General features: G+C 65.9%; 23 protein-coding genes. 12 read left to right on the top strand and 11 right to left on the bottom strand.

What is annotated here, in order from left to right:
- Positions 1–80: 80 nt before the first annotated feature.
- Positions 81–1163: an iron-sulfur cluster carrier protein ApbC gene (apbC, locus tag OYT13_RS05860; protein ID WP_130025225.1), complete on the bottom strand. Its 1083-nt coding sequence runs from the start codon at positions 1161–1163 to the stop codon at positions 81–83.
- A gap of 275 nt (positions 1164–1438) precedes the next feature.
- Between apbC and OYT13_RS05855 the strand changes: the two genes are divergently transcribed.
- A complete protein-coding gene (locus OYT13_RS05855; protein ID WP_017235059.1) occupies positions 1439–2083 on the top strand; it encodes an OmpA family protein in 645 nt (214 codons plus the stop codon).
- A gap of 461 nt (positions 2084–2544) precedes the next feature.
- The gene (metG, locus tag OYT13_RS05850) at positions 2545–4644 is read left to right on the top strand and encodes a methionine--tRNA ligase (protein WP_268567406.1); all 2100 of its coding nucleotides are present in this window, start codon (positions 2545–2547) and stop codon (positions 4642–4644) included.
- Positions 4645–4811: 167 nt separating this feature from the next.
- Here metG and OYT13_RS05845 read toward each other — a convergent pair whose 3' ends face one another.
- Complete coding sequence (locus OYT13_RS05845) at positions 4812–5273, bottom strand: Lrp/AsnC family transcriptional regulator (RefSeq protein ID WP_026132166.1); 462 nt, start codon at positions 5271–5273, stop codon at positions 4812–4814.
- Positions 5274–5390: 117 nt separating this feature from the next.
- Here OYT13_RS05845 and OYT13_RS05840 point away from each other — a divergent pair, with 117 nt between their 5' ends.
- Complete coding sequence (locus OYT13_RS05840; protein WP_017235056.1) at positions 5391–5654, top strand: DUF6356 family protein; 264 nt, start codon at positions 5391–5393, stop codon at positions 5652–5654.
- Between the two features lie 47 nt (positions 5655–5701).
- Here the strand turns inward: OYT13_RS05840 and bamE are convergent, their stop codons facing one another.
- From bamE to OYT13_RS05825, 3 genes are all read right to left on the bottom strand, one after another.
- Positions 5702–6238: an outer membrane protein assembly factor BamE domain-containing protein gene (bamE, locus tag OYT13_RS05835; RefSeq protein ID WP_017235055.1), complete on the bottom strand. Its 537-nt coding sequence runs from the start codon at positions 6236–6238 to the stop codon at positions 5702–5704.
- Positions 6239–6372: 134 nt separating this feature from the next.
- Positions 6373–10518, bottom strand: a complete 4146-nt coding sequence (locus OYT13_RS05830; RefSeq protein WP_268567405.1) for a translocation/assembly module TamB domain-containing protein — start codon at positions 10516–10518, stop codon at positions 6373–6375.
- On the bottom strand, positions 10518–12248 hold the full coding sequence (locus tag OYT13_RS05825) for an autotransporter assembly complex protein TamA (protein WP_268567404.1): 1731 nt from the start codon (positions 12246–12248) through the stop codon (positions 10518–10520). Before OYT13_RS05825 ends, OYT13_RS05830 begins: the two co-directional genes overlap by 1 nt.
- Positions 12249–12602: 354 nt before the next feature.
- On the opposite strand from OYT13_RS05825, the gene OYT13_RS05820 reads away from it, so the two are divergent.
- The 4 genes from OYT13_RS05820 (at position 12603) to panD (ending at position 15406) form a co-directional block, all read left to right on the top strand.
- Positions 12603–12785: a DUF3460 family protein gene (locus OYT13_RS05820; RefSeq protein WP_017235051.1), complete on the top strand. Its 183-nt coding sequence runs from the start codon at positions 12603–12605 to the stop codon at positions 12783–12785.
- A 222-nt stretch (positions 12786–13007) separates the two neighbouring features.
- Positions 13008–13835, top strand: a complete 828-nt coding sequence (locus tag OYT13_RS05815) for a segregation and condensation protein A (RefSeq protein ID WP_051060282.1) — start codon at positions 13008–13010, stop codon at positions 13833–13835.
- A 184-nt stretch (positions 13836–14019) separates the two neighbouring features.
- Positions 14020–14856, top strand: a complete 837-nt coding sequence (gene panC / locus OYT13_RS05810; protein WP_268567403.1) for a pantoate--beta-alanine ligase — start codon at positions 14020–14022, stop codon at positions 14854–14856.
- A gap of 127 nt (positions 14857–14983) precedes the next feature.
- Entirely contained in the window at positions 14984–15406 is a 423-nt protein-coding gene (gene panD, locus OYT13_RS05805; protein ID WP_017235048.1) for an aspartate 1-decarboxylase, read from the top strand.
- A gap of 101 nt (positions 15407–15507) precedes the next feature.
- Here panD and OYT13_RS05800 read toward each other — a convergent pair whose 3' ends face one another.
- Together OYT13_RS05800 and OYT13_RS05795 are read right to left on the bottom strand one after the other, a co-directional pair.
- The gene (locus OYT13_RS05800) at positions 15508–16131 is read right to left on the bottom strand and encodes a ParA family protein (protein WP_017235047.1); all 624 of its coding nucleotides are present in this window, start codon (positions 16129–16131) and stop codon (positions 15508–15510) included.
- Positions 16132–16191: 60 nt separating this feature from the next.
- The gene (locus OYT13_RS05795) at positions 16192–17748 is read right to left on the bottom strand and encodes a cobyric acid synthase (protein WP_026132164.1); all 1557 of its coding nucleotides are present in this window, start codon (positions 17746–17748) and stop codon (positions 16192–16194) included.
- A gap of 40 nt (positions 17749–17788) precedes the next feature.
- On the opposite strand from OYT13_RS05795, the gene cobU reads away from it, so the two are divergent.
- The 4 genes from cobU to OYT13_RS05775 all read left to right on the top strand — a co-directional run bounded on the left by cobU (position 17789) and on the right by OYT13_RS05775 (position 20824).
- Positions 17789–18340, top strand: a complete 552-nt coding sequence (cobU, locus tag OYT13_RS05790; protein WP_017235045.1) for a bifunctional adenosylcobinamide kinase/adenosylcobinamide-phosphate guanylyltransferase — start codon at positions 17789–17791, stop codon at positions 18338–18340.
- A gap of 6 nt (positions 18341–18346) precedes the next feature.
- On the top strand, positions 18347–19327 hold the full coding sequence (gene cbiB, locus OYT13_RS05785; protein ID WP_017235044.1) for an adenosylcobinamide-phosphate synthase CbiB: 981 nt from the start codon (positions 18347–18349) through the stop codon (positions 19325–19327).
- Complete coding sequence (gene cobD, locus OYT13_RS05780; protein ID WP_268567402.1) at positions 19324–20382, top strand: threonine-phosphate decarboxylase CobD; 1059 nt, start codon at positions 19324–19326, stop codon at positions 20380–20382. The genes cbiB and cobD overlap by 4 nt, the downstream gene beginning before the upstream one ends.
- A 223-nt stretch (positions 20383–20605) precedes the next feature.
- Entirely contained in the window at positions 20606–20824 is a 219-nt protein-coding gene (locus OYT13_RS05775; RefSeq protein WP_017235042.1) for a hypothetical protein, read from the top strand.
- 259 nt (positions 20825–21083) lie between these two features.
- On the opposite strand, the gene OYT13_RS05770 is transcribed toward OYT13_RS05775, so the two are convergent.
- Positions 21084–21248: a hypothetical protein gene (locus tag OYT13_RS05770; RefSeq protein ID WP_261939025.1), complete on the bottom strand. Its 165-nt coding sequence runs from the start codon at positions 21246–21248 to the stop codon at positions 21084–21086.
- 248 nt (positions 21249–21496) lie between these two features.
- On the opposite strand from OYT13_RS05770, the gene OYT13_RS05765 reads away from it, so the two are divergent.
- Positions 21497–22450: a cobalamin-binding protein gene (locus OYT13_RS05765; protein WP_268567401.1), complete on the top strand. Its 954-nt coding sequence runs from the start codon at positions 21497–21499 to the stop codon at positions 22448–22450.
- Between the two features lie 27 nt (positions 22451–22477).
- Here the strand turns inward: OYT13_RS05765 and OYT13_RS05760 are convergent, their stop codons facing one another.
- The 3 genes from OYT13_RS05760 to cobT are packed head-to-tail and all read right to left on the bottom strand — an operon-like array spanning position 22478 to position 25019.
- Positions 22478–23068: a histidine phosphatase family protein gene (locus OYT13_RS05760; protein ID WP_268567400.1), complete on the bottom strand. Its 591-nt coding sequence runs from the start codon at positions 23066–23068 to the stop codon at positions 22478–22480.
- A complete protein-coding gene (locus OYT13_RS05755; RefSeq protein ID WP_268567399.1) occupies positions 23059–23937 on the bottom strand; it encodes an adenosylcobinamide-GDP ribazoletransferase in 879 nt (292 codons plus the stop codon). The genes OYT13_RS05760 and OYT13_RS05755 overlap by 10 nt, the downstream gene beginning before the upstream one ends.
- A complete protein-coding gene (gene cobT / locus OYT13_RS05750) occupies positions 23934–25019 on the bottom strand; it encodes a nicotinate-nucleotide--dimethylbenzimidazole phosphoribosyltransferase (RefSeq protein ID WP_442796457.1) in 1086 nt (361 codons plus the stop codon). The genes OYT13_RS05755 and cobT overlap by 4 nt, the downstream gene beginning before the upstream one ends.
- Positions 25020–25040: the final 21 nt, after the last annotated feature.

The following is a 25040-nucleotide window of genomic DNA, read 5'->3' as shown; positions in this document are numbered from 1 at the left end:
TTTACGCGATTGTTGCGGTGCGGTGAGGTTTTCGCGCGCACCGCGCTGCACGGGGCTCCCCGGGCCCCTGTGCGCCGTCCTTACGTGTTCTGAACGACGATCGACGGGAACTTGCTCGTCATGTCCTTCTGACGCGCCGCGATCTTCACCGCCATCTTGCGGGCAATGGCCTTGTAGAGCGCCGCGACCCGGCCGTCCGGGTCGCCCACCACGCTCGGCATGCCGGCGTCGGCGTGCACGCGGATACTCATCTCCAACGGCAGCTTGCCCAGCAGCTCGACGTCGAAATCGTGGCTCATGCGTTCGCCACCGCCCACGCCGAAAATCGGCTCCTCGTGTCCACAGTTCGAGCAGATGTGCAGACTCATGTTCTCGATGAGACCGAGGATCGGCACGCCGACCTTCTCGAACATCTTGAGACCCTTGCGGGCGTCGAGCAGCGCCAGGTCCTGCGGCGTGGTGACGATGACCGCGCCCGTGACGGGCACCTTCTGCGCGAGCGTGAGCTGGATGTCGCCCGTGCCCGGCGGCATGTCGACGATCAGGTAGTCAAGGTCGTGCCAATTCGTCTGGTTGAGCAGCTGTTCGAGCGCCTGCGTGACCATCGGGCCGCGCCAGACCATCGGATTGTCCGGCTCGATCAGGAAGCCGATCGAGCTGGCTTGCAGGCCGTGCGCCGTCATCGGTTCGAGCGTCTTGCCGTCTTTCGACTCGGGTTTGCCGTGAATGCCCAGCAGCGTGGGTAGGGACGGGCCGTAGATGTCGGCGTCGAGAATGCCGACGGTGGCTCCCTCGGCCACCAGCGCCAGCGCCAGGTTCACGGCCGTGGTGCTCTTGCCCACGCCGCCCTTGCCCGACGCCACCGCCACGATGTTCTTCACGTTCGGCAGGAGCTTCACCCCGCGCTGCACCGCATGCGCCACGATTTTCTGACTGATGTCGACCGCCACGCGTTCGACACCGGGCAGCTTGCCCACGGCATCGGTGATGCGCGTGCGCATCGCCTCGAACTGGCTCTTCGCCGGATAGCCGAATTCGATCTGGATACCGACGTGACCATGCTCGGCCACGACCTGCTTCACATACTTTCCGGCAATCAGGTCGAGCCCCGTGTCGGGATCGACGATGCCACGCAGCACTTCATTGATTTGGGCGACTTCCATGTGGGTCTCTCGCTCTGTCGAGGCGCGCCGGGAAAGCCCCGGCAAGCGCTAACAACTTGTAACATCCGTGGCGCACGCTCTCGATTAGCATGCGAGGCGCGCGTGTTATGGGGAACCCGCCGGCATGGCAATCTGTCCTTGCCTGCGGTTGACACTCAGCGCTATTGTAAAAGACCGCGCGCCGGCAGGTTCAAAACCCCTGCGACGCACGCGTGCTTCGGCGAAGTGCTCACGCGTTGTTTCACGACTGCTAGCTAATCGATAAGGAGCCTCACATGAATAAGAACTCTCTGCGCGCTTGCGCGCTCGTCCTGACCGCCGCCGCCATGCTGGCCGGTTGCCAGACGCCGCAGGGCACGAACACGGCGGTCGGTACCGGTGTGGGTGCGGCAGTGGGCGCAGGACTGGGCAACCTCATCGGGGGCAACACGACAGGCACGCTGATCGGCGCCGCCGTGGGTGCCGCCGCTGGCGGCGCGACGGGGTATAACTGGAGCGCGATCAAGAACACCTTGGGCGGTCACACGGCCGGCACGGGCACCACCATCTCCGAGCAGCCGGACGGCTCGCTCAAGGTCGCCGTCCCGAGCGACGTGACGTTCGACACCGGCCGCGCCGATATCAAACCGAACTTCCGCGCCGTGCTCGACGACGTCGCCGCGTCGCTCAACCAGAATCCGGGGATTACCGCCAACATCGTGGGCCATACCGACAGCACGGGCGGCGATCGCATCAACATCCCGCTGTCGCAAAACCGCGCGTCCAACGTGATCCAGTATCTGAACAGCCGCGGTATCGCGATGAACCGCATGAGCGGCACGGGCGTCGGGTCGAGCCAGCCGGTCGCCTCGGATGCCACCGCCGCCGGCCGTGCGCAGAACCGTCGCGTCGAAATCCTGCTGCACGCACCGCGCGGCTGATCGCCTCGCGCTTCGCTTTCTGCCCCCGCTTTCTGCCTGACGGGGCATTGGGATTTCGTCGCACAATCGCGGGTCCGGTCCGCCGGACCTGCGTTCTGCCGACGCGCCCGAGCAACATGCTGCGATGCACCATCGAAAGTCGGCACCTCAGTTGAACTAAACCCGCGTCACATCGCTCAGACCTTTCGGAAGTGCTTACTGTGGGCGCTTCCATCTCCTCTTTGTTATTGACGTTACGTGTGCCTAGTTAAGCCGGAACCTGGTTCCGGCTTTTTTTTGGTTCATCGTGGATTGCCGCCCACAGACGTCGCCGGCGCCATCGGCAACGGCCTGCCATTGCCCCGCTCTCGCTCCTCCCTCGCCGTGCCGGATTCATTGACCGAGTCGGGCGGTTGGGCGTCAACTGGCCTCGCCTGCTAGAATCGACCTTTCCCGGTTCCCTCAACGCACAGTCGATCCTCATGTCCCGCCGCATTCTTGTCACCTCCGCCCTGCCGTACGCCAATGGCCAGATTCACATCGGCCATTTGGTCGAATACATCCAGACCGACATCTGGGTACGGTTCATGCGGATGCAGGGCCATGAGGTCTACTACGTCGGCGCGGACGACACGCACGGCACGCCCGTCATGCTGCGCGCCGAGAAGGAAGGCCTCACCCCCAAGCAATTGATCGAGCGCGTCTGGAAGGAACACAAGCGCGACTTCGACAGCTTCGGCGTCTCGTTCGATAACTACTATTCGACGGATTCCGAGGAAAACCGCGAATTGTCCGAAGGCGTCTATCTCGCCCTCAAGGAACAGGGTCTGATCGAAGCCCGCGATATCGAACAGGCGTATGACCCGGTCAAGGAAATGTTCCTGCCGGATCGCTTCATCAAGGGCGAGTGTCCGAAATGCGGCGCCAAGGACCAGTACGGCGATTCGTGCGAAGTCTGTGGTTCGACCTATGCGCCGACCGATCTGCTCAACCCGTACTCGGTGGTCTCGGGCGCCACGCCGGTGCGCAAGACATCCACGCATTACTTCTTCAAGCTCTCGGACAAGCGCTGCGAGCAATTCCTGCGTAAATGGGTGGCCGGACTCGCGCAACCCGAAGCCGCCAACAAGATGAAGGAATGGCTCGGCGAAGACGGCGAGTCCACGCTGGCCGATTGGGACATCTCGCGCGACGCACCCTACTTCGGCTTTGAGATCCCTGGCGCCCCGGGCAAGTATTTCTACGTGTGGCTCGACGCGCCGGTCGGCTACTACGCCAGTTTCAAGAACCTGTGCGCGCAGCGCGGCCTGAACTTCGACGAATGGGTCAAGCCGGGGTCGACAACCGAGCAGTACCACTTTATCGGCAAGGACATCCTGTACTTCCACACGTTGTTCTGGCCGGCGATGCTCGAGTTCTCGGGCCATCGCACGCCGACCAACGTGTTCGCCCACGGCTTCCTGACGGTGGACGGCCAGAAGATGTCGAAGTCGCGCGGCACGTTCATCACGGCACAAAGCTTCATCGACACCGGCCTCAATCCGGAATGGCTGCGTTACTACATCGGCGCCAAGCTGGGCAACACGATGGAAGACCTCGACCTGAACCTCGACGATTTCATCGCCCGCGTGAACAGCGACCTGGTGGGCAAGTACGTGAACATCGCCAGCCGCGCGGCGGGCTTCCTTCTCAAGCGCTTTGACGGTCGCGTGTCGCCGGACGCCATGCAGGCGCCGCTGCTGGGCCAGTTGCGCGCCGTTGCCCCGCAAATCGCTGCACACTACGAAGCGCGCGAGTTCGGCAAGGCGCTGCGTCTGGTGATGGAACAGGCCGACGCCGTGAACGGTTACGTCGACACGGTCAAGCCGTGGGATCTGGCGAAGGATCCGGCGCAGGCCGGCGCCCTGCACGAGGCCTGCTCGGTCTGCCTCGAGGCGTTCCGTTTGCTCACGCTGTACCTCAAGCCCGTGCTGCCCGTGACGGCCGAGGCCGTGGAGCGCTTCCTGACCATCGCGCCGCAAGCGTGGCAGGACGTGAGCCGCCCGCTCACCGCCGACACGGCGATCTCCGCCTACAAGCATTTGATGACGCGCGTCGAAGGCAAGCAGGTTGAAGCGTTGCTCGCGGCCAACCGCGACTCGCTGCAAGCGGCCGCACCGGTGGCCGAGGCGGCAGCGGCGAAGGGCAAGCACAAAGCCGCCGGGGCGTCGGAGAAGGCCGAGAACGGCGCGGAAGACGGCATCATCAACATCGACGACTTCGCCAAGATCGATCTGCGCATCGCGCGCATCGTCGATTGCAAGGCAGTCGACGGGTCGGACAAGCTGCTGCAACTCACGCTCGACGTGGGCGAAGCGCAAACGCGTAACGTCTTCTCCGGGATCAAGTCCGCCTATCCGCAGCCCGAAGCGCTGGTGGGCAAGCTCACAGTGATGGTCGCCAACCTCGCGCCGCGCAAGATGAAGTTTGGTCTGTCCGAAGGCATGGTGCTCGCCGCCTCGGCCGCCGACGAGAAAGCTGAACCGGGCCTCTACATCCTCGAGCCGCACGACGGCGCGAAGCCGGGCATGCGGGTGAAGTAAGGCGCCGACGTCCCCCATCGGGAACACCGGCCGCATCTCGCGACAACGCCTGCGCTTCCCACGAAAAACACCCCGAATGCCAGACATCTCGTCCGGCACTCGGGGTGTTTTTTTATGCTGGCGTCCCGCAACCCGGCGGCCGAGGGTAGCGATGAAACGCCGACAGGCTAACGCAAATGATCCACCGGCAACGCGGTGGTGAATTTCACCGTTTCCATCGAGAAACTCGCGCTGATGTCTTGCAGATCGGCCACGCGAATGAGCTTCTTATAGAAACGGTCGTAGGCAGCGATGTCCGGCAGATACACCTTGAGCAGATAGTCGATCTCGCCCGCCATCCGGTGCATCTCCACAATTTCAGGCAATTCCCGTGCCCCCGCCACGAAGCGGACCATCCAGTCCTCGCTGTGCGCTGCCGCCTTGATGAACACGAACGCGGTGACGCGCAGATCGAGCTGCTGAGGATCGCACAGCGTGACCTGCCCCGTGATGACGCCGTTTTCGCGCAGGCGCTGCACGCGCCGCCAGCAGGGCGTCGGCGACAGATGCACGGCTTCGGCCAGTTCGCCCAGCGAGCGCGAGGCATCGGCTTGCAGATTTTCGAGAATTGCGAGATCGGTTTTGTCCACGACAGCCACCTGAGAGGAAAATTCTTCCAAATCCTACGTCATTCGGCAGAAAATTTGAAACCCTTTACCTCTCATTGGCACGTAAACTTCAGAAACATTCCGAAAACGGGCGGCATCATGAAAATCTTCACTCAGCATCCGGCCTCTGTCGGTGAAAATTACCTCCAACACATGGGATCGGCACTGTCCTTCGCGCTGCCCTTGCTGGGAGCATGTCTGGCGTGTCTCGTGCACGCACTGCTGCCATTTCTGTTCGAGAAGACGGGCAGCCGAATCATCGTTCGCCTGCACGACCGCATGGTGACGCATCGCAACCGCCACGCCGCGCCCGCGACGCCGTCCGAGCAGGCCGAGGGCCAACCATCGCGGGCGATGCCATAAAGCCGAGTCGCCGCGGCCGAGCGACCGGCCGTCGCCTCGCCCCCGGGTCAGGGACGCTCCGACGCCGGATCCGCCGAGCGCGACGTGACCGTTACCCGGCCGTCGGGGCCGAAGTGCGCGTTGAACATGCCCGCCGTGTTGACGCCGTCCTCAAGCCAGCGCCAGCTCCACACCGTTTCCTTCTTCAGTCGGTACTCCGCCACGCTCGTCGGCTTGCCGAGCAGACGCCGCACGTCGTCCTGTGACATGCCCGGGCGTACCTGTTCGAAGTTCTCCGGCGAGAGCGCCTGGCTGACGCCACGCAGCTTCCCGTCGGGCGCGATGTCAACCATGTAGGTCCGCAAGCCGCCCGGCGCACGCGGATACTCCAGCCGCCGCGAGCCGTCGTCGTTCTCCCAGACGATTTCCGGCTTGCCCATCTGCTCGCGCACCTGGGCCTCGGTCGTGACGCCCGGGGTGAGGTTGCGCAACAGCATGTCATCCGGCTTGATCGCATTGACCGTATCGCGCGCTTTTTGACGCACCTTGTCGATCTGCTGCTGATCGCAGCCGAACAAGCCCAACAGACTCGCGAACAATCCCATGGCGACTCCCCAGCGAAGACCCCGGCGCAGCCCCTGCGCCGGGTGAACGAAACTGCGCAACGTTGTCATCGACAACACCTCCTCTTCCCGTATTTTTTCCACGCATTTGGCGCGCCGTGGCGTCCCCGCATCGATCAGTCGAAGCGACGGTTGAACAGCACGTCGAAGCCGGACAGCGAACCGGTGCGCAGCACCAATTGCCAGCGACGCGACACCTGCCAGGTAATCTTCACGATACTCGCGGCGCTGGTCAGACTTTGCTCGTATCCCAGGGCGAAGTTGTCCGAGATTGCCTTGCCCACCTTCACCACCTGCTCGTCGTCCGACAGGCCCGAATCGCTGGTGCCGATGCTGAACTCGTCGATCCCGAGATCCTTGATGATGCGTCTGCCGCCCGTGGCCCCGAGCAGCGCCGTAGCCGCCCCCGCCATCGCCTGACGCTGGCCGAGCCCCGCGCCATCGGGGCCGTGGCCGAACATCAGCCATGAGAGCTTCTCCTCGTCCGACACGTTCGGCTCGGAGACGAGCGACACACGCGGCTGGCGCACCGTGCCCGTCACCAGCACCCCGGCGGCGACTTCCTGATTGCGGCGCATCGCCTGAATGTAGATGTCCGGATTGTCGAGCGGGCCGACGAAGTTGATCTGACCGCGCTCGATCGCGAGCTTCCGGTCGAACGCCTCGTACGTGCCCTCCGCCACCGTGATGGTGCCGGTTGCGCGCATCGTCGTGAGCGGGTCACTCTGCAAGCGCACGCTGCCGCGCAACAGCAGGTCGGCCCCGGCACCGACGAAACGGAAGTCCCGCCCCAGATCCACGTCCACGTTGATGTGCGGCGAGAAGCGGCTGGCCGGCTTCGCGCTGATGCGGGCAGCCTCTTCCTTCGCATCGAGCGGCCGGGTGCGGGCCTGCGCGCCGCCGCGCACCACCACGACATCGTCGCCAAGCTTCGGCGCGCTGGTCGGCGGCAGCGCAAAACGGGCCCGGTCGATGGTGAACTTGCCAGTCACGGCCGTCGCGTCGCCACTGCCCATCGCCTTCGCCTCGCCGGTAAGGGATAACTGCCGGTCCGGCGCGGCGAACAATTGCAGCTTGTCGGCCGTGAGCGTAACGCCAAGCGTCGGCTCGGGCGTGTCGAGCCGGATGTTGCCCGTCGCCCGCGCCGTGCCCCCGCCACCGCCCGTAACGACCACGTCGCGCAGCACGATCTCGGTCGGGGTGAGCGCAATGCGCACCCGCCCGTTCTTGACGCGCACGCCCGTGTCGAACATCTGCATCGACAGATCGTCGGCGGTCAGCTCGCCGGTGGGACGTGGCTTGCCTACCGTGCCCGCGAGCGTCACTTGCAGGTTCGCACGCCCCTTGAAGGCAAATTGCGCCCCGGCCAGACGCTCGAAATTCGAGAGATCGGGAATGGCAATGGCGAGGCGTCCGGCGAGCGGCGCGGTGTCCTGCACCTCGGGAATGCCGCCCTGCACATGCAGGCCCGCCTGTATGTCGGCGTCCAACGTGCCGACCAGCGACGAGACGGCCTTTAGCGTGACGTGCGCTGTCTGCCCCGCCAGGTCGACGCGCGCGCGCAGCGCCGAGATCCCGAGCGGCACGCGCGCCCCCACGCCGCCCTTCTCCGCCGTCAGGCCGGGAACGCCTGTCACCGTCACGTTCACGCTCTCGTTCAACCCGCCGCGGCGCAACGTGACGTCACCACTGCGCCGCACGACTTCGACAAAGCCGTCGGCACGCTGACCGGTGTGCACGTCCCATTTGCCGTCGAGCACGAGGTCGCTGGCGACCGACGGCGACTCGCCCGTGAACGCGTGCATGACGCGCAGCACCTGCGCGACGTCGAGCGTGTCGAGGGTGCCCGCCGTCTTCAGTTGCCCATCGCCGTAGTCGAGGTTTGCCAGCAACGCCGTCCCTGCATCCGTCACGAGTTTGGCCGCGCCAAGATGTACGCGATCGGCACTCACCTGGACCTGCCACGGGGACGCAAGGGTGAGCTTCGGCACGCCCCGGTTCTCGAGCGTCTGGATCGTGCCGCGCCAGCCTGGCTTGCCGCGCGTATCGGTCACAGCGCCGGCGGCATCGAGATTCATGTCGAGCGGCGCTTCGCGAAGCTTGCCGGCCGCCTTCAGATGCAATGTGTGTGCGCCGCGCGTGCCCGCCAGCGCGAGCGAGAGCCGGTCGAGCCGCGCGATGTCGCTGGTCAGGCCCTGGCCCTCGAGCGTCACGTTCAGCCGGTCGCCCGCCGCGCCCGGCAGGCCGCCGCTGACGTCCACCTTCCCGCTCAGATGCTGGAGCTTTTGCGCCCCGAAGACAAGCTTGTCGGCCGCGAGCGTCGCGACCACGACCGGACGCTCGATCGTGCCCGACACCTGCCCGTCCACTTGCAGGCGACCGGCAAGGCCGAAGCCCAGCTTGTCGAGCGACGGCGCGTCGATCTTCACCGCCATCTTGTCGCCCGCGGTGCCGAAGCTGCCGCGCAGTTGCACCTGATTGCCTGCCACGAGCAGGTTGGCGTCACTGGGCAGCAGGCGCGTGCCCGCCAGCCTCACCGTGCCCGACCCGCTCATCGGCAAGTCGGCGTAGACGCTGTCCTGCAATGCAAACTTGAGCGCGAGTCCGAACGCCGGACGCAGCGCCCCCTGCGCATCGACCTGCCCCGTGACGCTCGCCGCCGGTGGCTTGGCACCCCGTTTTTGCGGGCCGTAAAGGTCGTACCAGTCGGCGGGATCGAAGCGCGTGAGCTTGATCTGGGTCCGATAGGCGCCCGCGTCGTCGTTTTCGAGAACGCCGGTGGCCGCAACCTTGCGATCGCCGGCCTCCAGCGAGAGCGCGTTGACGGTGGTGCCCTTAGCATCGAGACCGATGTCGGCCAGCACACGTCGGGCCGCGTCGCGCCAATCGAGGACGATTTGTTGCCCGGTGGCGTCGAGCTTGATGTCGAGCGGCCCGCCGAGCGTCGTCGCAGGCAGCTTGCGGTACAACGCGCGCAGATCGAGATCGCGCATCGTCAAAGCGAAGCCGCCGACGGTCGCCTCGGCATCCGGCGACGTCGGCGGCGCCGCCTTTGCGGCGCTGGCCGCATTCGCCCCCTTCGCCCCCTTTGCCGCCGACGCGACAGGCGCCGTTGTCGCCGCCACCGACACGCCCCCCCTCTCCCGACGCAGCTCGCCACTGCCGGTGAGCCGGCCACCGCCCACAAGCTTCAGCTCGATATCGGTCAGCGCCTGATGCGTCGCATCGAGCAGCACCTGCGTGCGCAGGCTTTCGACCGGCAGCCCGCCGGCATCGATGGCCCCTGGCTTGGCGTTCGTCACGGACACCGGCCCCAGCACGCGGAATGTTTTGGCCCCCGGCGCCGGTCGCAAATCGGCCTGCACCGCGAGATCTGCCTGCGGCGCCGTGGGATCGAAGTCGCGCGGATTGAGGTGATCGAGCGACACCTGCGCGCGCGAGAGCGGCACGGCGCTGAACGGCGACGCGGCAATGTGCGCCGTACCGTTCAGCGTCTTTCCGGTCGCCGTCAAGTCGACGACGAGCGCGTCGAGCGAGCCGGACAGGTCGGCCTGCAGGGCGACCGGAATATCGCCCGCCTTCGCTTGCAAGCCGACGTTGCCGCCCAGCGCGAACGGACGCCGGCCGTTCAACTGCACATTCGCCCGCACGTCGCCGTAGGGCGTGCCGAGATGTTCGACCTGAATCGTGTGTTGCGTGCCGTCGCTGCGCGCGGCGACGCGAACATCTTCCAGCACCAGCGCAGGCGAATGCAGTGTGAGCTTCGCCACACGCACGTCGTTCAGCGTGAGGCCTAGCGGCAGACGCAGGCTCGACGGCATCGTCGCGGGCGTGCTCGACGGTGGCGACGGCGCAAACGCCATCTCCACATCCCCCACCTGCAACTTGTCGACGGTGAAATGCAGCGGGCGCAAGCGCAAGTCCCAACGGCTTTCGAGTCGGCTCACGGTGATGCGCGTCGCACCGTCGAGATAGCGCAGGTCGTTCACGGTGAAGCCGTGCGCGAGGCTTCCGCTGCGCCATTCCCCCGAGAGTTTGCCGCCGAGCGTCGACACGGCTGTCTGCCACAGCCAGCGGCTGCCGCGTTCGCTCGACATCGCCCAGAGCAGCGCGCCAATGACCAACACGACAATGAGCAGGACGGCGAGTACGACGCCCGCCAGCGCTCGCCCCCATCGCCGGCGATGCGCAGGCGGTGATGGGGGCGTTGGAGGCGGCTCGGATGGACGCGGCGGCAGTGAGGTATCGAGCGGCATCGTCATCAGAAAGCCACCCCTAACGAGATGGCCGGACGGAACTGCTTGTTGCGCACGCCGTAGCCCAGATCGAGGTTCACCGGCCCGACCGGGCTGCGCCAGCGCACACCGACCCCCACGCCGTGATACAGCGGCGTGGGATGGCGATAGTCGTCGGTAGCCGTGCCGACGTCCCAGAACACGGCCCCGCCCCAGTCACGCGTGACCCAGCGCTGATATTCGAGACTTGCCGTGCCAAGGTACTTCGTGGGGAACGTGGTGCCGTTCTGCTGACGGCCAATGCTCTGATACGTGTACCCGCGAATCGACGACGTGCCACCCGCGAAGAACAGCAGCGACGACGGAATCCGGTTGCTGTTGCCATTGGTGAGCACGGCGCCAAGCTCCAGGCGCGCGATCACGATGTCACGTTGGCCCACGGGAAAGTACTGACGGATACGGCCATAGAGACGCCCGAAACTCTGATCGGTGAGGACCGGCTTCGCCGCGACGCCGATCTGCGTGTTCACAATGTTGCCCTTGCGCGGAAAGATCAAATCGTCGACATCGCGACGGTTCCACGAAAACGCCGCCACGAGCGCCTTGTTGAGGAAAGGCTGGCCGCCGTCGGGACGTTCGTCCGCGCGGTAAAAGTCGAGCGTATAGGCCCAGTCGTAGCGATCGCGCGAGCGGGCGCGCTTGATGCCGATCTGGGTCGAGCGTTGATCGAGACCATTCAGATAAGTGCGCTCGAACGATCCGCGAAGGCTGTTGGTGTACGCGCTGGTGTCGGGCGGCATGGCGATTTCGGCGTACCCGCCCTGTCGATACTGCTCCAGACGCGCCTGCGTGTCGAACGTCCACGCGCGGCCAAACAGGTTGTAGTACGAATAACGCCCGTTGACGCTCGCGCCGGTATCGGTCGTATAGCCGACCCCGCTTCGCACGCGCTGCGTGGGGAATTCGCGCACCTTGACTTCGACCGGTGCGTTTTCGGCACGCGCCGGGTCCTCCGTGACCGAGATGATGACGTTCGAGAAGTATGGCGTGGCCTGAATCTGACGCTGCAGTTCCCGCAAGCGCTCGGCGTCGAACGGCTCGCCCTCGGACAGCGGATTGACATTGCGGATGATCTGCGCCGGATAGCGCCGCGTACCGGAGATGATGAGCGGACCGAGGGTGAAGGGCGGACCGCTCTCGTACGTCGCGACGAGCGAGGCGGCGTCGTTATCGGCATCGACCACGGCGCGCGCGAAGGCCATTTTCGCCGCGTGATAGCGCTTCTGCCCCAGTTGGAACAGGGTGTCGTCCTTGGCCTTGTCCCAGTCAGCCTGACGGAACGGCGCATCCACCGGCAACGCCCAGGCATTGCGCAACTGCGCGACACGCTGTGGATCTTGCTCGATCACCGGGCCGGTGAACGTGAGATCGACGTTCTTGATATGCGTCCGCGGGCCGGAAGCCACTGCGACGTGAACGTCGCGCTTGCCGTTGATGGTGGCCACGTCCACACGCGTGACGGGCGAGAAATAACCTTCCGTCGACGTGAGTTCCTGCACCTGCTCGCCCACGGTCGCGATCAGATGTTCGAACTGGGCCTCGCCAATGTCGTCGCGCGCGGCGTAGCGCACGAGATCGAGGTTGTCCGTCAGGAGCTTGGCCAGACCGTTGGGGGCGTCGACACGAACGCGATAGTCGGCTTGCGCCGCACCGGGCATTCCCAGGCCCAATGTCAAGCCGGCCAGCGTGATCAGCATGGCCGGTAGCGTGCGCAAAGGGGGCACGACTGGGCAACGACAAACGTCGTCACCGGGTGGGATCTGCGAGACGGTCAAAACCTTCCTTGGCGTGTTGAATATTGCCGCCGGTCGTGCGGCATGCGGTCAATGGCGCTCAATCGCACCCTGGGTGCAAGCATGGCACAGCATTGGCGCGGGCGATGCGCACGTAAGGCGTATATGGGACGTATTTGACCATAACCCTTCCGCCCGTTCACCCGCTTGGCCCAAAACAGCCAAAACGGTGGGCCAGGGACGGGTTTGCGGTAGAATCTGCGTCGATTGGCGCCGCCCCGATGGCGCCGCTGCTGCCTATTTTTCGAGCAATCGACCATGTACGAATCCGACATCACCCAATTCATCAAGCAACTGAAGACCGAGAAGCCGACGCTGGAAGCCGAACAACGTCAAGGTCGCGCCCTGCTGTGGGACAAGCAGCCGATCGATTTGGATGAGCGCCGCCAGGCCCAGCAGTCGCGCGTGGCCCAGCAGCCCTACGTCTATCAGGGCGAGTAAGTCGCCGCTGCCCGGCCGAGTCCCGTCTTGAATCCGAGTCCGCCCGACGATCCGTCGCACACGCCCGAGCCGATCCCCGACGTCGCGCCCGCGTCGGCGCACGTCGATGCGACGGCGTCAGAGGCATCGTACACACCGGAGATCTCGGACCAACCGGAAGCCCCGGACGCGCCGGGGCCAGCATCGCCCCAGCCGCGCCCGGCCGGCAGCGCGACGACGGAGCTGCCCGCGCCGCACAGCGGACAGGACTCCACGCCCGACACGGTTGACGGCGTGGCGCGTGCGCGCCTGTATGGCGAGCCGCTCTTCGCCCTGCCGAACGATCTGTATATCCCGCCGGACGCGCTCGAGATCTTCCTCGAAGCTTTCGAAGGCCCGCTCGACTTGCTGCTGTATCTGATCCGCAAGCAGAACTTCAACGTGCTCGACATCCCGATGGCGCAGGTCACGAAGCAGTACCTGCTCTACGTCGACCAGATCCGCCGGACCAATCTCGAGCTCGCGTCCGAGTATCTGCTCATGGCCGCGATGCTCATCGAGATCAAGTCGCGCATGCTGCTGCCGGTCAAGAAGGCCGACACCGGTGAAGACGCCGAGGACCCGCGCGCGGAACTCGTGCGCAGGCTGCTCGAGTATGAACAGATGAAGCTCGCCGCGCAGAAGCTTGACACGCTGCCGGTGCTCGGCCGCGACTTTCTGCGCTCGCAGGTCTATATCGAGCAAAGCCTGCAGCCGCGCTTCCCCGATGTCGACGCCGAGGACCTGCGCGCCGCGTGGGCCGAAGTGCTGCGCCGGGCCAAGCTCGTGCAGCATCACAAGATCTCGCGTGAAGAGTTGTCCGTGCGCGAGCACATGAGCCAGATTCTGCGACGCTTGCAAGGCGCACGCTTCATGGAGTTCACCGAACTGTTCGACGTCACGCGCGGCGTGCCGGTCGTGGTGGTCAACTTCATCGCCATGCTCGAACTCTCGCGCGAGTCGTTGCTGGAGATCACCCAGGCCGAGCCGTTTGCGCCGATCTATGTCCGCCTGACCTACTCGCCCAACTGAGCGCCCAACGAAGCGCCCAGGAAAACTCGGGGCGGCGCGAGTCCGCCATGCCAGCGCGGTTTTGCGCACGCCCATTGAGATTTCCTCTACAATCGCCCGGACGTTTTGGCGGCCACGCCCTTGCCAGACAAGGCACGCGCCACGCCTGGACGTAACACACACGTACGCCACGCACGGAACCTCAATGAAAGTCATCCCTTCGATTCATGAACTGCGCGACCAACTGCGCGGACAGAATCGCGTCGCCTTCGTGCCCACGATGGGCAATCTGCATGACGGGCATCTGTCGCTCATGCGGCTGGCGCGCCAGCACGGCGACCCGGTCGTTGCCAGCATCTTCGTGAACCGCCTGCAATTCGGACCGAACGAAGACTTCGACAAGTATCCCCGCACCATGGCGGACGACGTCGAGAAGCTCACGCGCGAGAACGTCTACGTGCTGTTCTCGCCGGACGAAAGGGAGATGTATCCGGAGCCGCAGGAATACCGCGTCGAGCCGCCGCACGATCTGGGCGACATTCTCGAAGGCGAGTTCCGCCCGGGCTTCTTCAAGGGCGTGTGTACGGTCGTCACCAAGCTCTTCTCGTGCGTGCAGCCGCGCGTGGCCGTGTTCGGCAAGAAAGATTACCAGCAACTGATGATCGTGCGCAGCATGTGTCGTCAGTTCGCGCTGCCCATTGAAATCATCGCCGCCGAGACCGTGCGTGCCGACGACGGCCTGGCGCTGTCCTCGCGCAACCGCTACCTGTCGGACGCCGAGCGAGCGGAAGCGCCGCAGCTCTATCGTCTGCTGGGCCAGGTCCGCGACGACGTCAACGGGGGCAAAACCGACTATGCGGCGCTCGAAGCCGCAGCCATGCAAACGCTGGCCGAGCGCGGCTGGAAGCCGGATTACGTGGCGATTCGCCAACGCGCCAACCTGCGCGTGCCGGCCCCTGGCGCCGCACCGGCCGAGAGCCTGGTGGTGCTTGCGGCCGCCAAGCTCGGCGCGACACGACTGATCGACAATCTCGAAATCTGAGCGCCGGGCACGCCGCATACGGTCGAACGACCGTTGCCGTGTGCTCCCGACGCAAGCCGCGCGTGCCGGTTGCACGCGCATCTTTCGTCGCGCCGCTCGCGCGACACCGTAATACTAGAGGCAAGCCATGTACCGCACCATGCTCAAGTCGAAGATCCACCGCGCCACCGTGACGCATTGCGAATTGCATTACGAAGGCTCGTGTGCGATCGACGAGAATCTGCTCGAAGCCTCGGGCCTTGTCGAAAATGAGCAAATCGACATCTTCAACGTCAACAACGGCGAACGCTTCACGACCTATGCCATTCGCGGCGAGCGCGGTAGCGGCATGATCTCGCTCAATGGCGCCGCGGCCCGCCGCGCGCAACTGGGCGACGTCGTCATCATCGTGTCGTACGCACAGGTCGAGGAAAAGGAAGTACTGGCCGGGTTCAAGCCCAAGCTGGTGTTCGTCGACGAGAAGAACGTGCAGAAGGGCGAACGCGATCACGTGCCGCTGCAAGCGTGGGAAGAGACACGCGCCTTCGAGGCGGCGCAAGCGGCCAAGTAAGGCCGCGCGTCAACGCCAACGACAAGTGTCGAATGACCAAGGGGCCTGCGGGCCCCTTGGTCATTGTCGTCGCGCCGGCGCATTAACCGCCGCGCAGACGATCACTTCGCGACGAAGGCCGTAATGCCCTCCCACTGCGGCAGATCGCGCTCAACGCGTCCCGGCGCCACGTCCCACAGCGTGAGGCCGTGCGCGGCGAGCTGCACATAGTTCTGCGTGTTGCGCAGCATGCCGAGCACCGGCAAGCCGGCCTCCTCGCAGTAGCGCGAGAGCTGATCGGCCGCGCGAGTGCGGGCATCGACCCGCATGCCGACCACGCCGATACGCACATCGCCCTGACGCACCGCCCGCTCCTCGCCCAGCTTTTGCAGGAAATCGCGTGTGGCGAGAATATCGAAGATCGACGGCTGCAGCGGCACCAGCACGTAGTCGGCGAGTTTGAGGATCGACTCGAGCCGCTTGCCGTGCAAACCCGCGGGGGTGTCGAGCACCGCATGGGTCGTGCCCTTGGGTGGACGGGCGACATCGTTGTGATCGACATCCCAGGTGGCGATCGGACGCAGTCCAGGCGGGCGCAAGCCCAACCAGGCCCGCGACGACTGCTGCCGATCCGTGTCACCGAGCATCACCGCATGCCCCTGCGCGGCCAGATAGCCGGCCAGATTCGTCGCCAGCGTACTCTTGCCCACTCCCCCCTTCGGATTCGCCACCACAATCACCGGCATTGCAGACTCCCCTAGGTCGATTTGCCGTTCATCTTACAACGGCGGGATGGCGGCCTCGCGTCAGTCCACCTTCGCTGTGCACTCATGCAGACATGCCCAGACCCGCGATAGATCCAGATGCGCCGCCAGCGAATCAGCCAACCGGTCGAGCGACGCCTCGCGTAGCGCGTTGTAGTCCTGCGCTTCGACATCACCGGCGCCGGCCCACGTGAGCAGCGCTTGCAGGGACTGTGGCGTATCGAACAGGCCATGCAGGTAGGTGCCCATCACCTGATCGTCGGCCGAGCGGGCGCCGTCGGCGCGGGCGGCCGCTTCACTCGATTGCGCCGCGTGGCTCGCGTCGCCCGCCAACCAGACAGCCGGCCGCTCGAGCGCCGCCCCGTGCGTCACGCCCATGTGGATCTCATAGCCGCTCACGGGGGCATCGCCGACGGCGAGGTGTCCCGTCACGACACGGAGCTGCTTTTGCGGCTGCATCGTGGTCTCGAGGTCGAGCCATCCGAGGCCGGCGGTCGTCCCCGCCTCGCCTTCCAGCCCGAGCGGATCGTGAATCGACGTCCCGAGCATCTGCAAGCCCCCGCAGATACCTAGCACCTTGCCGCCGTAGCGCAGATGCCGTGCGATGGCCGGCGCCCAACCCTGCCCCCGCAGCCATGCCAGATCGGCACGCACATGCTTGCTGCCGGGCAGAATCACGAGATCGCTGTCGGGCCACGACTCGCCCGCACCGACATAGCGGAAATCGACCTGCGGGTGCGCCCGCAAGGCGTCGAAGTCGGTGTGATTGCTGATGCGTGGCAAAGCGGGTACCGCGACGCGCAGGCGCGTCTCGCTGCGCGCGGCCGAGTGGCGCTCGTCGGGCAGCATGTCTTCGCCATCCAGGTGCAGGGCGTGAAGATAGGGCAACACGCCCAGCACCGGGATGCCGGTGCGCGCCTCCAACCAATCGAGGCCACTGGTCAACAGCGACGGATCGCCTCGAAACCGGTTGATGACGAAACCCTTGATGCGTGCACGCTCGCTCTCGGACAGACACGCGAGCGTGCCGAGCAATTGCGCGAACACACCGCCCCGGTCGATATCGGCGACGAGCAACACTGGCGCGTCGACCGCCTCGGCGAAGCCCATGTTCGCGATGTCGCGCGCGCGCAGGTTCACCTCGGCCGGGCTGCCGGCCCCTTCGACGAGCACCGCATCGTAGCCGGTGCGCAAGCGCTGGTAAGCGGCCAGCACGGCGGCCATCGCACGGGGCTTGTACTCGTGATACGCACGCGCATCGAGATCGGCCATGACCTTGCCGCCGATGATGACCTGCGCGCCGCGGTCGCTGCTCGGTTTGAGCAGCACGGGATTGAAGTCGGTGTGCGGCGCGATGCCGGCCGCCTGCGCCTGCAAGGCCTGCGCCCGACCGATCTCGCCGCCGTCGGCCGTCACGGCACTGTTGAGCGCCATGTTCTGCGGCTTGAAGGGTGCCACGCGCACGCCTTCACGATGGAGCAAACGGCACAGACCGGCGACCAAAGTGCTCTTGCCGGCATCGGACGACGTGCCCTGAATCATCAGGGTGCCCCGATAGGCGCGTGCGGGCGCCGCGAAATTGACAGGGAATTCACTCATGACGCGAATTATCGCATCGGCCGCTCGTACAATATTGCCCATGAGTGCCCTCGACCTGACTTTCGTGCTGGGTGGCGCGCGCTCCGGCAAGAGTGCGTTCGCCGAACGTCTCGCCGGACAAAGCGGCCTGCCGGTCACCTACGTCGCTACCGCCGCGGTAAGCGACGAGCCCGAGATGCGCGCGCGCATCGCCCACCATCGCGCCAGCCGTCCGGCGCACTGGCGCACCGTGGAAGTCGGACGCGATCTCACGGGAACACTGCGCGACGTCGCCCGTGACGGCCATTGCGTACTGGTCGACTGTCTGCCGCTGTGGCTGGCCGGTTGGCTCTGCCCGCCCGACGATCATCCCGACGGGCCCGCCAGCGATACGCAGTGGCACGGTGTCGTCGAATCGCTCGACCGGACGCTGGAATCGCTGCCCGGCAAGATCGTTGTCGTCAGCAACGAAATCGGACTCGGCGTGATTCCGATGGGCTCGCTGACGCGCCGCTACGTCGATGAGCTGGGCCGTCTGAACCAGCGTGTCGCGGCACGCGCCCCGCAAGTGCGTTTTGTCGTCGCCGGATTGCCGATGACCGTCAAAGGATAATCGCCAATGCTCACTGCCATCGCCCCCGAATCGCTCTGGCTCGCCGCCCTGATCGGCGTACTGCTCGACGCCTGGCTCGGCGAGCCGCGCCGGTGGCATCCGCTGGCCGGGTTCGGCTACATCGCCAACGGCGTCGAAGCCTGGCTCAACGCGCCCGGCATCCAGGACAAGCCGTTCAGCGCCATGGTGCGCGGCGCCTGGGCGTGGGCGATCATGCTGGTACTGCCCGTCGCGATCGCCTGGGCGCTGACGTTCCTGCCCGGTTGGGGCGGCATTGTCTGGCAGGCGCTCGCGTTGTACGCCGCCCTGGGGGCGCGCAGCCTGCGCGAGCATGTGATGCCCATCGCCCAGGCACTGCGCGACGGCGACTTGGCGCAAGCGCGCGCGCTCACCGCTCGCATCGTCTCGCGCGACACTGAAGACGCGAGTGCCTCCGATCTCGCGCGCGCAGCGGTGGAGTCAACGCTGGAGAACGGCAACGATGCCATCTTCGGCGCGCTGTTCTGGTTCGCCATCGCAGGTGCGCCCGGCGTCGTGCTGTTCCGACTCGCGAACACGCTCGACGCCATGTGGGGCTATCGCACCGACAAGTTTCTGTACTTCGGCCGGCCGGCCGCTCGCATCGACGACGCCCTCAACTGGATTCCCGCGCGGCTGACCGCTGCGAGCTACGCCATCTTCGGCGACGTCGCCCGGGCCATCGACTGCTGGCGCACGCAGGCGAGCGCCTGGTCCAGCCCGAACGCCGGGCCGGTGATGGCCGCTGGTGCCGGCAGTCTCGGTGTCCAATTGGGCGGCCCCGCCCGCTATCACGGCGAGTGGGAAGCACGTCCGGCGCTGGGTTGTGGCATGACGCCGTCGCCGCAGCACATCGAGGCCGCGTGGCGGCTCATCTCTCGCTCGATGTGGATGTGGCTGATCGTCGGCGGCGCGCTGGCGCTTTTCGCGGCCTCACAGGCCGATAGCGTGCCGACGGGAATGTTGTGAACGAGACGGCATTCCCCGCGTTGTACGCGTCACCAGCGCCTCGCCATGGCGGCAATCTCGGCGAAGCCATTGTGCGGTATCAACGGCCGCGCGAAGACTGGCTCGACCTGTCCACAGGCATCAATCCGAACGGCTATCCCGTGCCGATGCCGCCTGCGAGCGTCTGGCGCGACTTGCCCGATGCCTTCGACGATCTGCGCGACGTGGCGGCGCAGTACTACGGCGCGCCTGTCCAGGCCGTGGTGCCGTGCGCCGGATCGCAGGCCGTCATTCGCGCGTTACCCGCGCTGCTGCCGCCGGGACGCGTCGCCGTCGCCTCGCTCACCTACAGCGAGTACGCGCCGGCCTTCGCCCAAGCCGGACACACCCTTGTGCCATGGCTGGGGCCCGAGGCCGGCTTGCCCGACGTCGACTACCTCGTGTGGGTCAATCCCGACAATCCGACGACACGGTGCGTTTCACGCCAGACCCTCTCCCGATGGCAAGGTTTGCTTGTTGAGCGCGGTGGCATGTTGATCGTCGACGAGGCTTTTGCCGACGTGTCGCCCCACGCGTCGATGACATGCCACGCGGGCGAGGATGGCCTCGTCCTGCTGCGCTCGGTCGGCAAGTTCTTCGGGTTGGCGGGCATTCGCGCGGGCTTTGCGCTTTGTCCGCAAGGGGTGGCGACGCGCTTGGCCGAGCGACTTGGCGCGTGGACGGTCAGCGGCCCGGCAAGGTTCGCGGTGCGAACCGCCCTGCGCGATACGGCCTGGCAAGCGGCGACGCGCGTGCGTTTGGAGAAGGACGGCGAGCGCCTGCTCGCGCTGTTGCGAGGGCGGGGCTGGCCCGCGCAAGGCACGCCCCTTTTCGCGTGGACACCGCATGCGATGGCGCCGCGATGGCACGCCCAGTTGGCGGCGCAGGGCATCTGGACACGTCTCTTCGAGGCACGTCCGATCGCCGTGGCGAAAGGGGAAACGCGGACCTTGCCGAGTCTGCGGCTCGGCCTGCCGTCGACCGAGGGCGAATGGCAGCGATTGCAGTTGGCACTCGACGGCTCGCGCCCCGAATGACATTTTAGGGAACTGCGGAAGTGAGGGGCCGTCCAATTTCCTCGTAACGCGCCCGAAGGGTCGCCTCATTTGCGCTTACCTCGTATCAAACGACGTGAGACGCGAGCCCTTTTTCGTTACAAATTGAAGCATTTCTGCAACAAATGCATACAGTCATCGCCGAAGGGCGCCGTTAGACTGAAGGTTCTTTCGCAAGGGCTTTCCCCGATAAAAGGACGACCAAATGAAAAAACTGCCTCTGTTGCTCGCGACCCTCCTGACCGCCGCTGTCGTGACGGTCGGTTGCACCAAGAAGGAAGACCAAACGGCCGCGCCGGCCGCCGACACGTCGGCATCGGCACCGGCGGCAGACACGGCCGCACCGGCCAGCGATGCAGGCGCTGCCATGAGCGCGCCGGCGTCGGACGCAGGTGCTGCCGCCCCGGCCCCGGCGTCCAACTAAGGTCGCCAACCGGTTGGCCGGACACTGCCGCGCAAGCGGTTCTGTTACACGGTGCGCCATCCACCGGTCGCCGGAGTCTCGCTTCAGTAACGCTATAGTCAGGATGTAGTCACGCTTTAGTCACGCCCTGACAACGCGTTAGCGATCGCGCCCCCTGAACTCTCCGGAGTCCGGGGGGCGCGGTCGTTTTCACTTGAGGCGCGATCGCCAGCGTTTTGTCCCGCGAGGCTTCGCACCCTGCGTCTATCGACACGTCCCACTATTTGACCACCGTTACGCCACCGTCGATCACGCCGTAGGCTTGCACCTTGCTCGTGCCGTTCGCGGCGCTCGCACCACCATGTCCGTCCGGCGCCGCACACGCACCGAGCATCATCACCAGTGCGAGCGTCAACGCGCGCCTCATTCCGATATTTCGCTTCACGACTTCCACTCCCAGAATCCCCCGCACGGGCCGTAAGTATTGTCTGCCGATGTCCCGACGCGCTCCAGCCTATCGCGTCACGCATCGTTCGACCTCTCATGCATGACATCGGTTCGCGGGGATCAGCACGCCAGCCCCTTGTCGCGACGACACAACCCGCAGAGAATGGCGAGTCGGCCGGCGGGCCGGTGCGTTTTCGCGACGCTCCACCGTGCCAACCCACGTCCTTCAACCCCAAGCCCGCCCAGATGCCGCTCAATCTTCCGGCCATGCCCCTGCTTTGCCGTCTCCGCGGAATTCGCCGCTATGGAATCGCCCTGGCCGCTGCCTGGCTCGCCACGCTCAGTGCCCACGCCGCCATCTCCGTCAAAGATGACGCCGGTGCCACGGTCACCCTCCCGGCGCCGGCCCAACGCGTGGTGAGCCTCTCGCCGCACGCGACCGAGCTGCTGTTTGCGGCCGGCGCGGGCGACAAGGTGGTGGGCGTGGTCGCTTACTCAGACTACCCCGAGGCCGCGCGTCGCCTGCCGCGCGTTGGCGACAACAGCGCGCTTGATCTCGAACGCATTCTCTCGCTCAAACCCGACCTGCTCGTCGTGTGGATGCATGGCAACTCGCAGCGTCAGGTCGAAGCATTGAGACAGTTGAAAATACCGATTTTCTATTCCGAGCCGAAGCATCTGACGGATCTGCCCGCGGCAATCGAGACGCTGGGCACGTTGACGGGAACACCTGCCAAAGCGCAAGCGTCGGCGCAAGCGTTTCGCGCGCGCTACGAAGCGCTGCGCAAGCAGTACGCATCGCGCTCGCCTGTCGAGGTCTTCTATCAGGTGTGGACGCAACCGCTCATGACACTCAACGGCAACGCCATGGTGAGCGACGTGATCCGGCTGTGCGGCGGTGTGAACGCCTTCGCCGACGAAGCGCCGCTCGTGCCGCGCGTGTCCGTCGAAGCGGTACTGGCCAAACGACCGGAAGCGATGTTCACGGCGACGTCTGGCGCAACGGCGTCCGTCAAGCCGCTCGCCACGCTCGACGCCTGGCGCAAGTGGCCGCAGTTGCCTGCCGTGGCCCACAACAACCTGTTCGGCATCGACGGCGACCTCATCAGCCGGCCCGGCCCGCGCATTCTCGACGGCGCACGCGCGATGTGTGAAGACCTCGATATCGCTCGCGCACGTCGCCAACCTGCCGTGCAGTAATGCCGTCGCGGGGCGGCGCCCGGCCGCTCACGCGTTCCAGCGAATCAATCGCGCATGGCCGTCGTCGGCAACGTGAAGGTGACAGAGCGCGCCGAAGTCGAGCGCCCATGACAGGCATGCCGTGGTCGGCATGCGCAACGCCGTTGCGGTGTGCAGACGAATCGGTCCAGCGTGGGCGACGGCCACATGCACGTCGTTCGCGCCGGCACGCAACGCCCTCGCCCACGCGTGCATGCGCAACACGACGTCGCGCGCGGATTCACCGCCGGGAGGCGAGAATCCATGGATGTCGCGTGCCCACGCATCGAGATCGCGCCGGTCGAGGGTGTCCCACGGCCGCATTTCCCACGCGCCGAAGTCCATCTCCGCAAGACGCGCATCTTCTGTGACCGGCACGCCGAACGACGTCGCCAAGGCGTCGGCGGCGAGACGTGCGCGCAGCAAGGGACTGCTGTGAATCGCCGTCGGCGTGCGGCCATCGAGTTGCGCCGCGAGTCCGGCCCGCATCGCGGCGACACACGCGTCGAAGCGCGCCGCATCGACCGGCAGGTCGGTCTGGCCGTAACAGACGGAAGACGCGACATCGGGCGGCGGATGCCGCATCAGGATCAGATCCATGCGCACACCGTGAGATACAGCGCGAGTTCGCCGAGTTGTTGGGCAAAACCGAGCGTGTCGCCGGTGTAGCCGCCGAGACGGCGGCGCAGATACCGGATGAAGCCCGCGCGCAATGCGATCAGCACCACCGCGCCCGTCACGCCGGCGCGCCAGTCGGGCCACCCCCACCACGGCACGCTGCACGCCACGCCAAACAGCAGCTCGCGCAGATGCAAACGTTGCGCGACCGGCTTGGCCTTGCCTTCCGGGCGCACGTAATCGAGCGAGCGCAACAGACTGATCGCCATACTGCGGCTGGCGGCGTGCGCGCCGATCAGCACGACGGCAAAGCCGCCCCACCCCGTCGCCGCCTGTATGTCGACGAGGGCCTGCCATTTGACGGCAAGCGCCAGCCACAACGCCACCGCGCCGTAGGTGCCGATGCGCGAGTCGTGCATGATCTCCAGCACGCGCTCGCGCGTGAACGCGCCGCCGAATGCGTCGACCGAATCGGCCAACCCGTCCTCATGAAAAGCCCCGGTGAGCAGCACACTGATGCCCAACCCCAATGCGATCGCGAGGTGCGGCGACCACAACCGGCCCATCGCCACCGTCAACAACGCGACGAGCGCGCCGACGAACACGCCGACGAGCGGGAAATAACGCGTCGCGGCATTCAGTTGCTCGGGCGAATGACCGACCCATGGCGGAATCGGCACCCGGGTGAAAAACCCGAGCGCGGTCAGGAAAAGCCGCACCTGTCCCTTGATGCCCCCGAACGCCCCTGCGCAAGCTCCTTCGCGCGCCGGGCGATCCTGCGTTGCCAACGCGCTCGACGGCGCATCGGCATCGCCCGCGGGGCGCGAGGGATCGGGGGACGAGGGGGTCATTGGTCCGACGCCTCGCGCTCACTCACGCCCGCCCCTTCGAACGTTGCCATCTCGCGCAGAAACGCGGCGGCCGCCTGAATGAGCGGCATCGCGAGCGCAGCGCCCGTGCCCTCGCCGAGACGCAGGCCCAGTTGCAGTAACGGCGTCGCCGTGAGGATCTCGAGCATGGCACGATGGCCGGTTTCGTCCGACGCGTGCGCGAAGACGCAATAGTCGAGCACCGCTGGCGACACGCGCGCGGCGACCAACAGCGCCGATGTGCTGATGAAGCCGTCCACCACGATGACGAGTCCCAACTTCGCGGCCGCGAGATATGCACCGGTCATCATTGCGATCTCGAAGCCGCCAAAGGTGGCGAGCGTCTCCAGCGGATCCGGCATCCCATTCCCCACGTGCGGATGCGCCGCCAGCGCACGCTCGAGTATGGCGGTCTTTCGCACGAGACCGGCGTCGTCGACACCGGTGCCGCGCCCGACACATGCCGCGAGCGGCAGGCCGGTCAGCCGCTGCATCAGACATGCCGCCGACGACGTGTTGCCGATGCCCATCTCGCCAAAGCCAATCATGCGCGTGCCGAGCGAGGCGTGCGCCACAACGCGCGCGGCCCCGCCGGCCAACGCCGTTTCGAGTTGCTCGCGGGTCATGGCGGGCGCTTCGAGGAAGTTCTGCGTGCCGCGCGCCACGGGAATGTCGACGAGCGATGCATGCGACGGAAAATCAGCCGCAACGCCCGCGTTGACGACCTCCAGCCCAATGCCGTGAGTGCGGCAGAACACATTGATGGCCGCACCGCCGCGCAGGAAGTTATGCACCATCTGCGCGGTGACGGCTTGTGGATATGGACTCACGCCCGCAGCGACGATGCCGTGATCGCCCGCGAACACCAGCATGGCCGGACGCGCGAGATCGGGCGTCGCGCTCTGCTGAATCCGGCCGACCTGATGGGCCACGCGCTCGAGCGCGCCCAGGCTGCCGGGCGGCTTCGTCTTGATGTCAATGGCGTGCCTGAGCGAGGCGTCCATCGCCGCGGCAGGCGCGGCGATATCGAAAAGCTCGGCGAGCGAGGGGCTGAAAGCATTCATACGGTGACGTCCTGAAACAAT

Source organism: Pandoraea sp. XJJ-1, assembly GCF_026802345.1.
Lineage (GTDB): Bacteria > Pseudomonadota > Gammaproteobacteria > Burkholderiales > Burkholderiaceae > Pandoraea > Pandoraea cepalis.
This window is presented reverse-complemented; position numbering and strand designations above follow the sequence as displayed.

Excerpts from the sequence above, each read along its gene's own strand:
- OYT13_RS05765 (WP_268567401.1), top strand. The coding sequence starts at position 21,497 with ATGCCGCTCAATCTTCCGGCCATGCCCCTGCTTTGCCGTCTCCGCGGA.
- OYT13_RS05800 (WP_017235047.1), bottom strand. The coding sequence starts at position 16,131 with ATGCCGGTGATTGTGGTGGCGAATCCGAAGGGGGGAGTGGGCAAGAGT.
- OYT13_RS05840 (WP_017235056.1), top strand. The coding sequence starts at position 5,391 with ATGAAAATCTTCACTCAGCATCCGGCCTCTGTCGGTGAAAATTACCTC.
- OYT13_RS05830 (WP_268567405.1), bottom strand. The coding sequence starts at position 10,518 with ATGACGATGCCGCTCGATACCTCACTGCCGCCGCGTCCATCCGAGCCG.
- metG (WP_268567406.1), top strand. The coding sequence starts at position 2,545 with ATGTCCCGCCGCATTCTTGTCACCTCCGCCCTGCCGTACGCCAATGGC.
- OYT13_RS05825 (WP_268567404.1), bottom strand. The coding sequence starts at position 12,248 with ATGCTGATCACGCTGGCCGGCTTGACATTGGGCCTGGGAATGCCCGGT.
- OYT13_RS05760 (WP_268567400.1), bottom strand. The coding sequence starts at position 23,068 with ATGGATCTGATCCTGATGCGGCATCCGCCGCCCGATGTCGCGTCTTCC.
- OYT13_RS05775 (WP_017235042.1), top strand. The coding sequence starts at position 20,606 with ATGAAAAAACTGCCTCTGTTGCTCGCGACCCTCCTGACCGCCGCTGTC.
- cbiB (WP_017235044.1), top strand. The coding sequence starts at position 18,347 with ATGCTCACTGCCATCGCCCCCGAATCGCTCTGGCTCGCCGCCCTGATC.
- OYT13_RS05755 (WP_268567399.1), bottom strand. The coding sequence starts at position 23,937 with ATGACCCCCTCGTCCCCCGATCCCTCGCGCCCCGCGGGCGATGCCGAT.
- OYT13_RS05820 (WP_017235051.1), top strand. The coding sequence starts at position 12,603 with ATGTACGAATCCGACATCACCCAATTCATCAAGCAACTGAAGACCGAG.
- bamE (WP_017235055.1), bottom strand. The coding sequence starts at position 6,238 with ATGGGATTGTTCGCGAGTCTGTTGGGCTTGTTCGGCTGCGATCAGCAG.
- apbC (WP_130025225.1), bottom strand. The coding sequence starts at position 1,163 with ATGGAAGTCGCCCAAATCAATGAAGTGCTGCGTGGCATCGTCGATCCC.
- cobT (WP_442796457.1), bottom strand. The coding sequence starts at position 25,019 with ATGAATGCTTTCAGCCCCTCGCTCGCCGAGCTTTTCGATATCGCCGCG.
- panD (WP_017235048.1), top strand. The coding sequence starts at position 14,984 with ATGTACCGCACCATGCTCAAGTCGAAGATCCACCGCGCCACCGTGACG.
- OYT13_RS05855 (WP_017235059.1), top strand. The coding sequence starts at position 1,439 with ATGAATAAGAACTCTCTGCGCGCTTGCGCGCTCGTCCTGACCGCCGCC.
- cobU (WP_017235045.1), top strand. The coding sequence starts at position 17,789 with ATGAGTGCCCTCGACCTGACTTTCGTGCTGGGTGGCGCGCGCTCCGGC.
- OYT13_RS05795 (WP_026132164.1), bottom strand. The coding sequence starts at position 17,748 with ATGAGTGAATTCCCTGTCAATTTCGCGGCGCCCGCACGCGCCTATCGG.
- panC (WP_268567403.1), top strand. The coding sequence starts at position 14,020 with ATGAAAGTCATCCCTTCGATTCATGAACTGCGCGACCAACTGCGCGGA.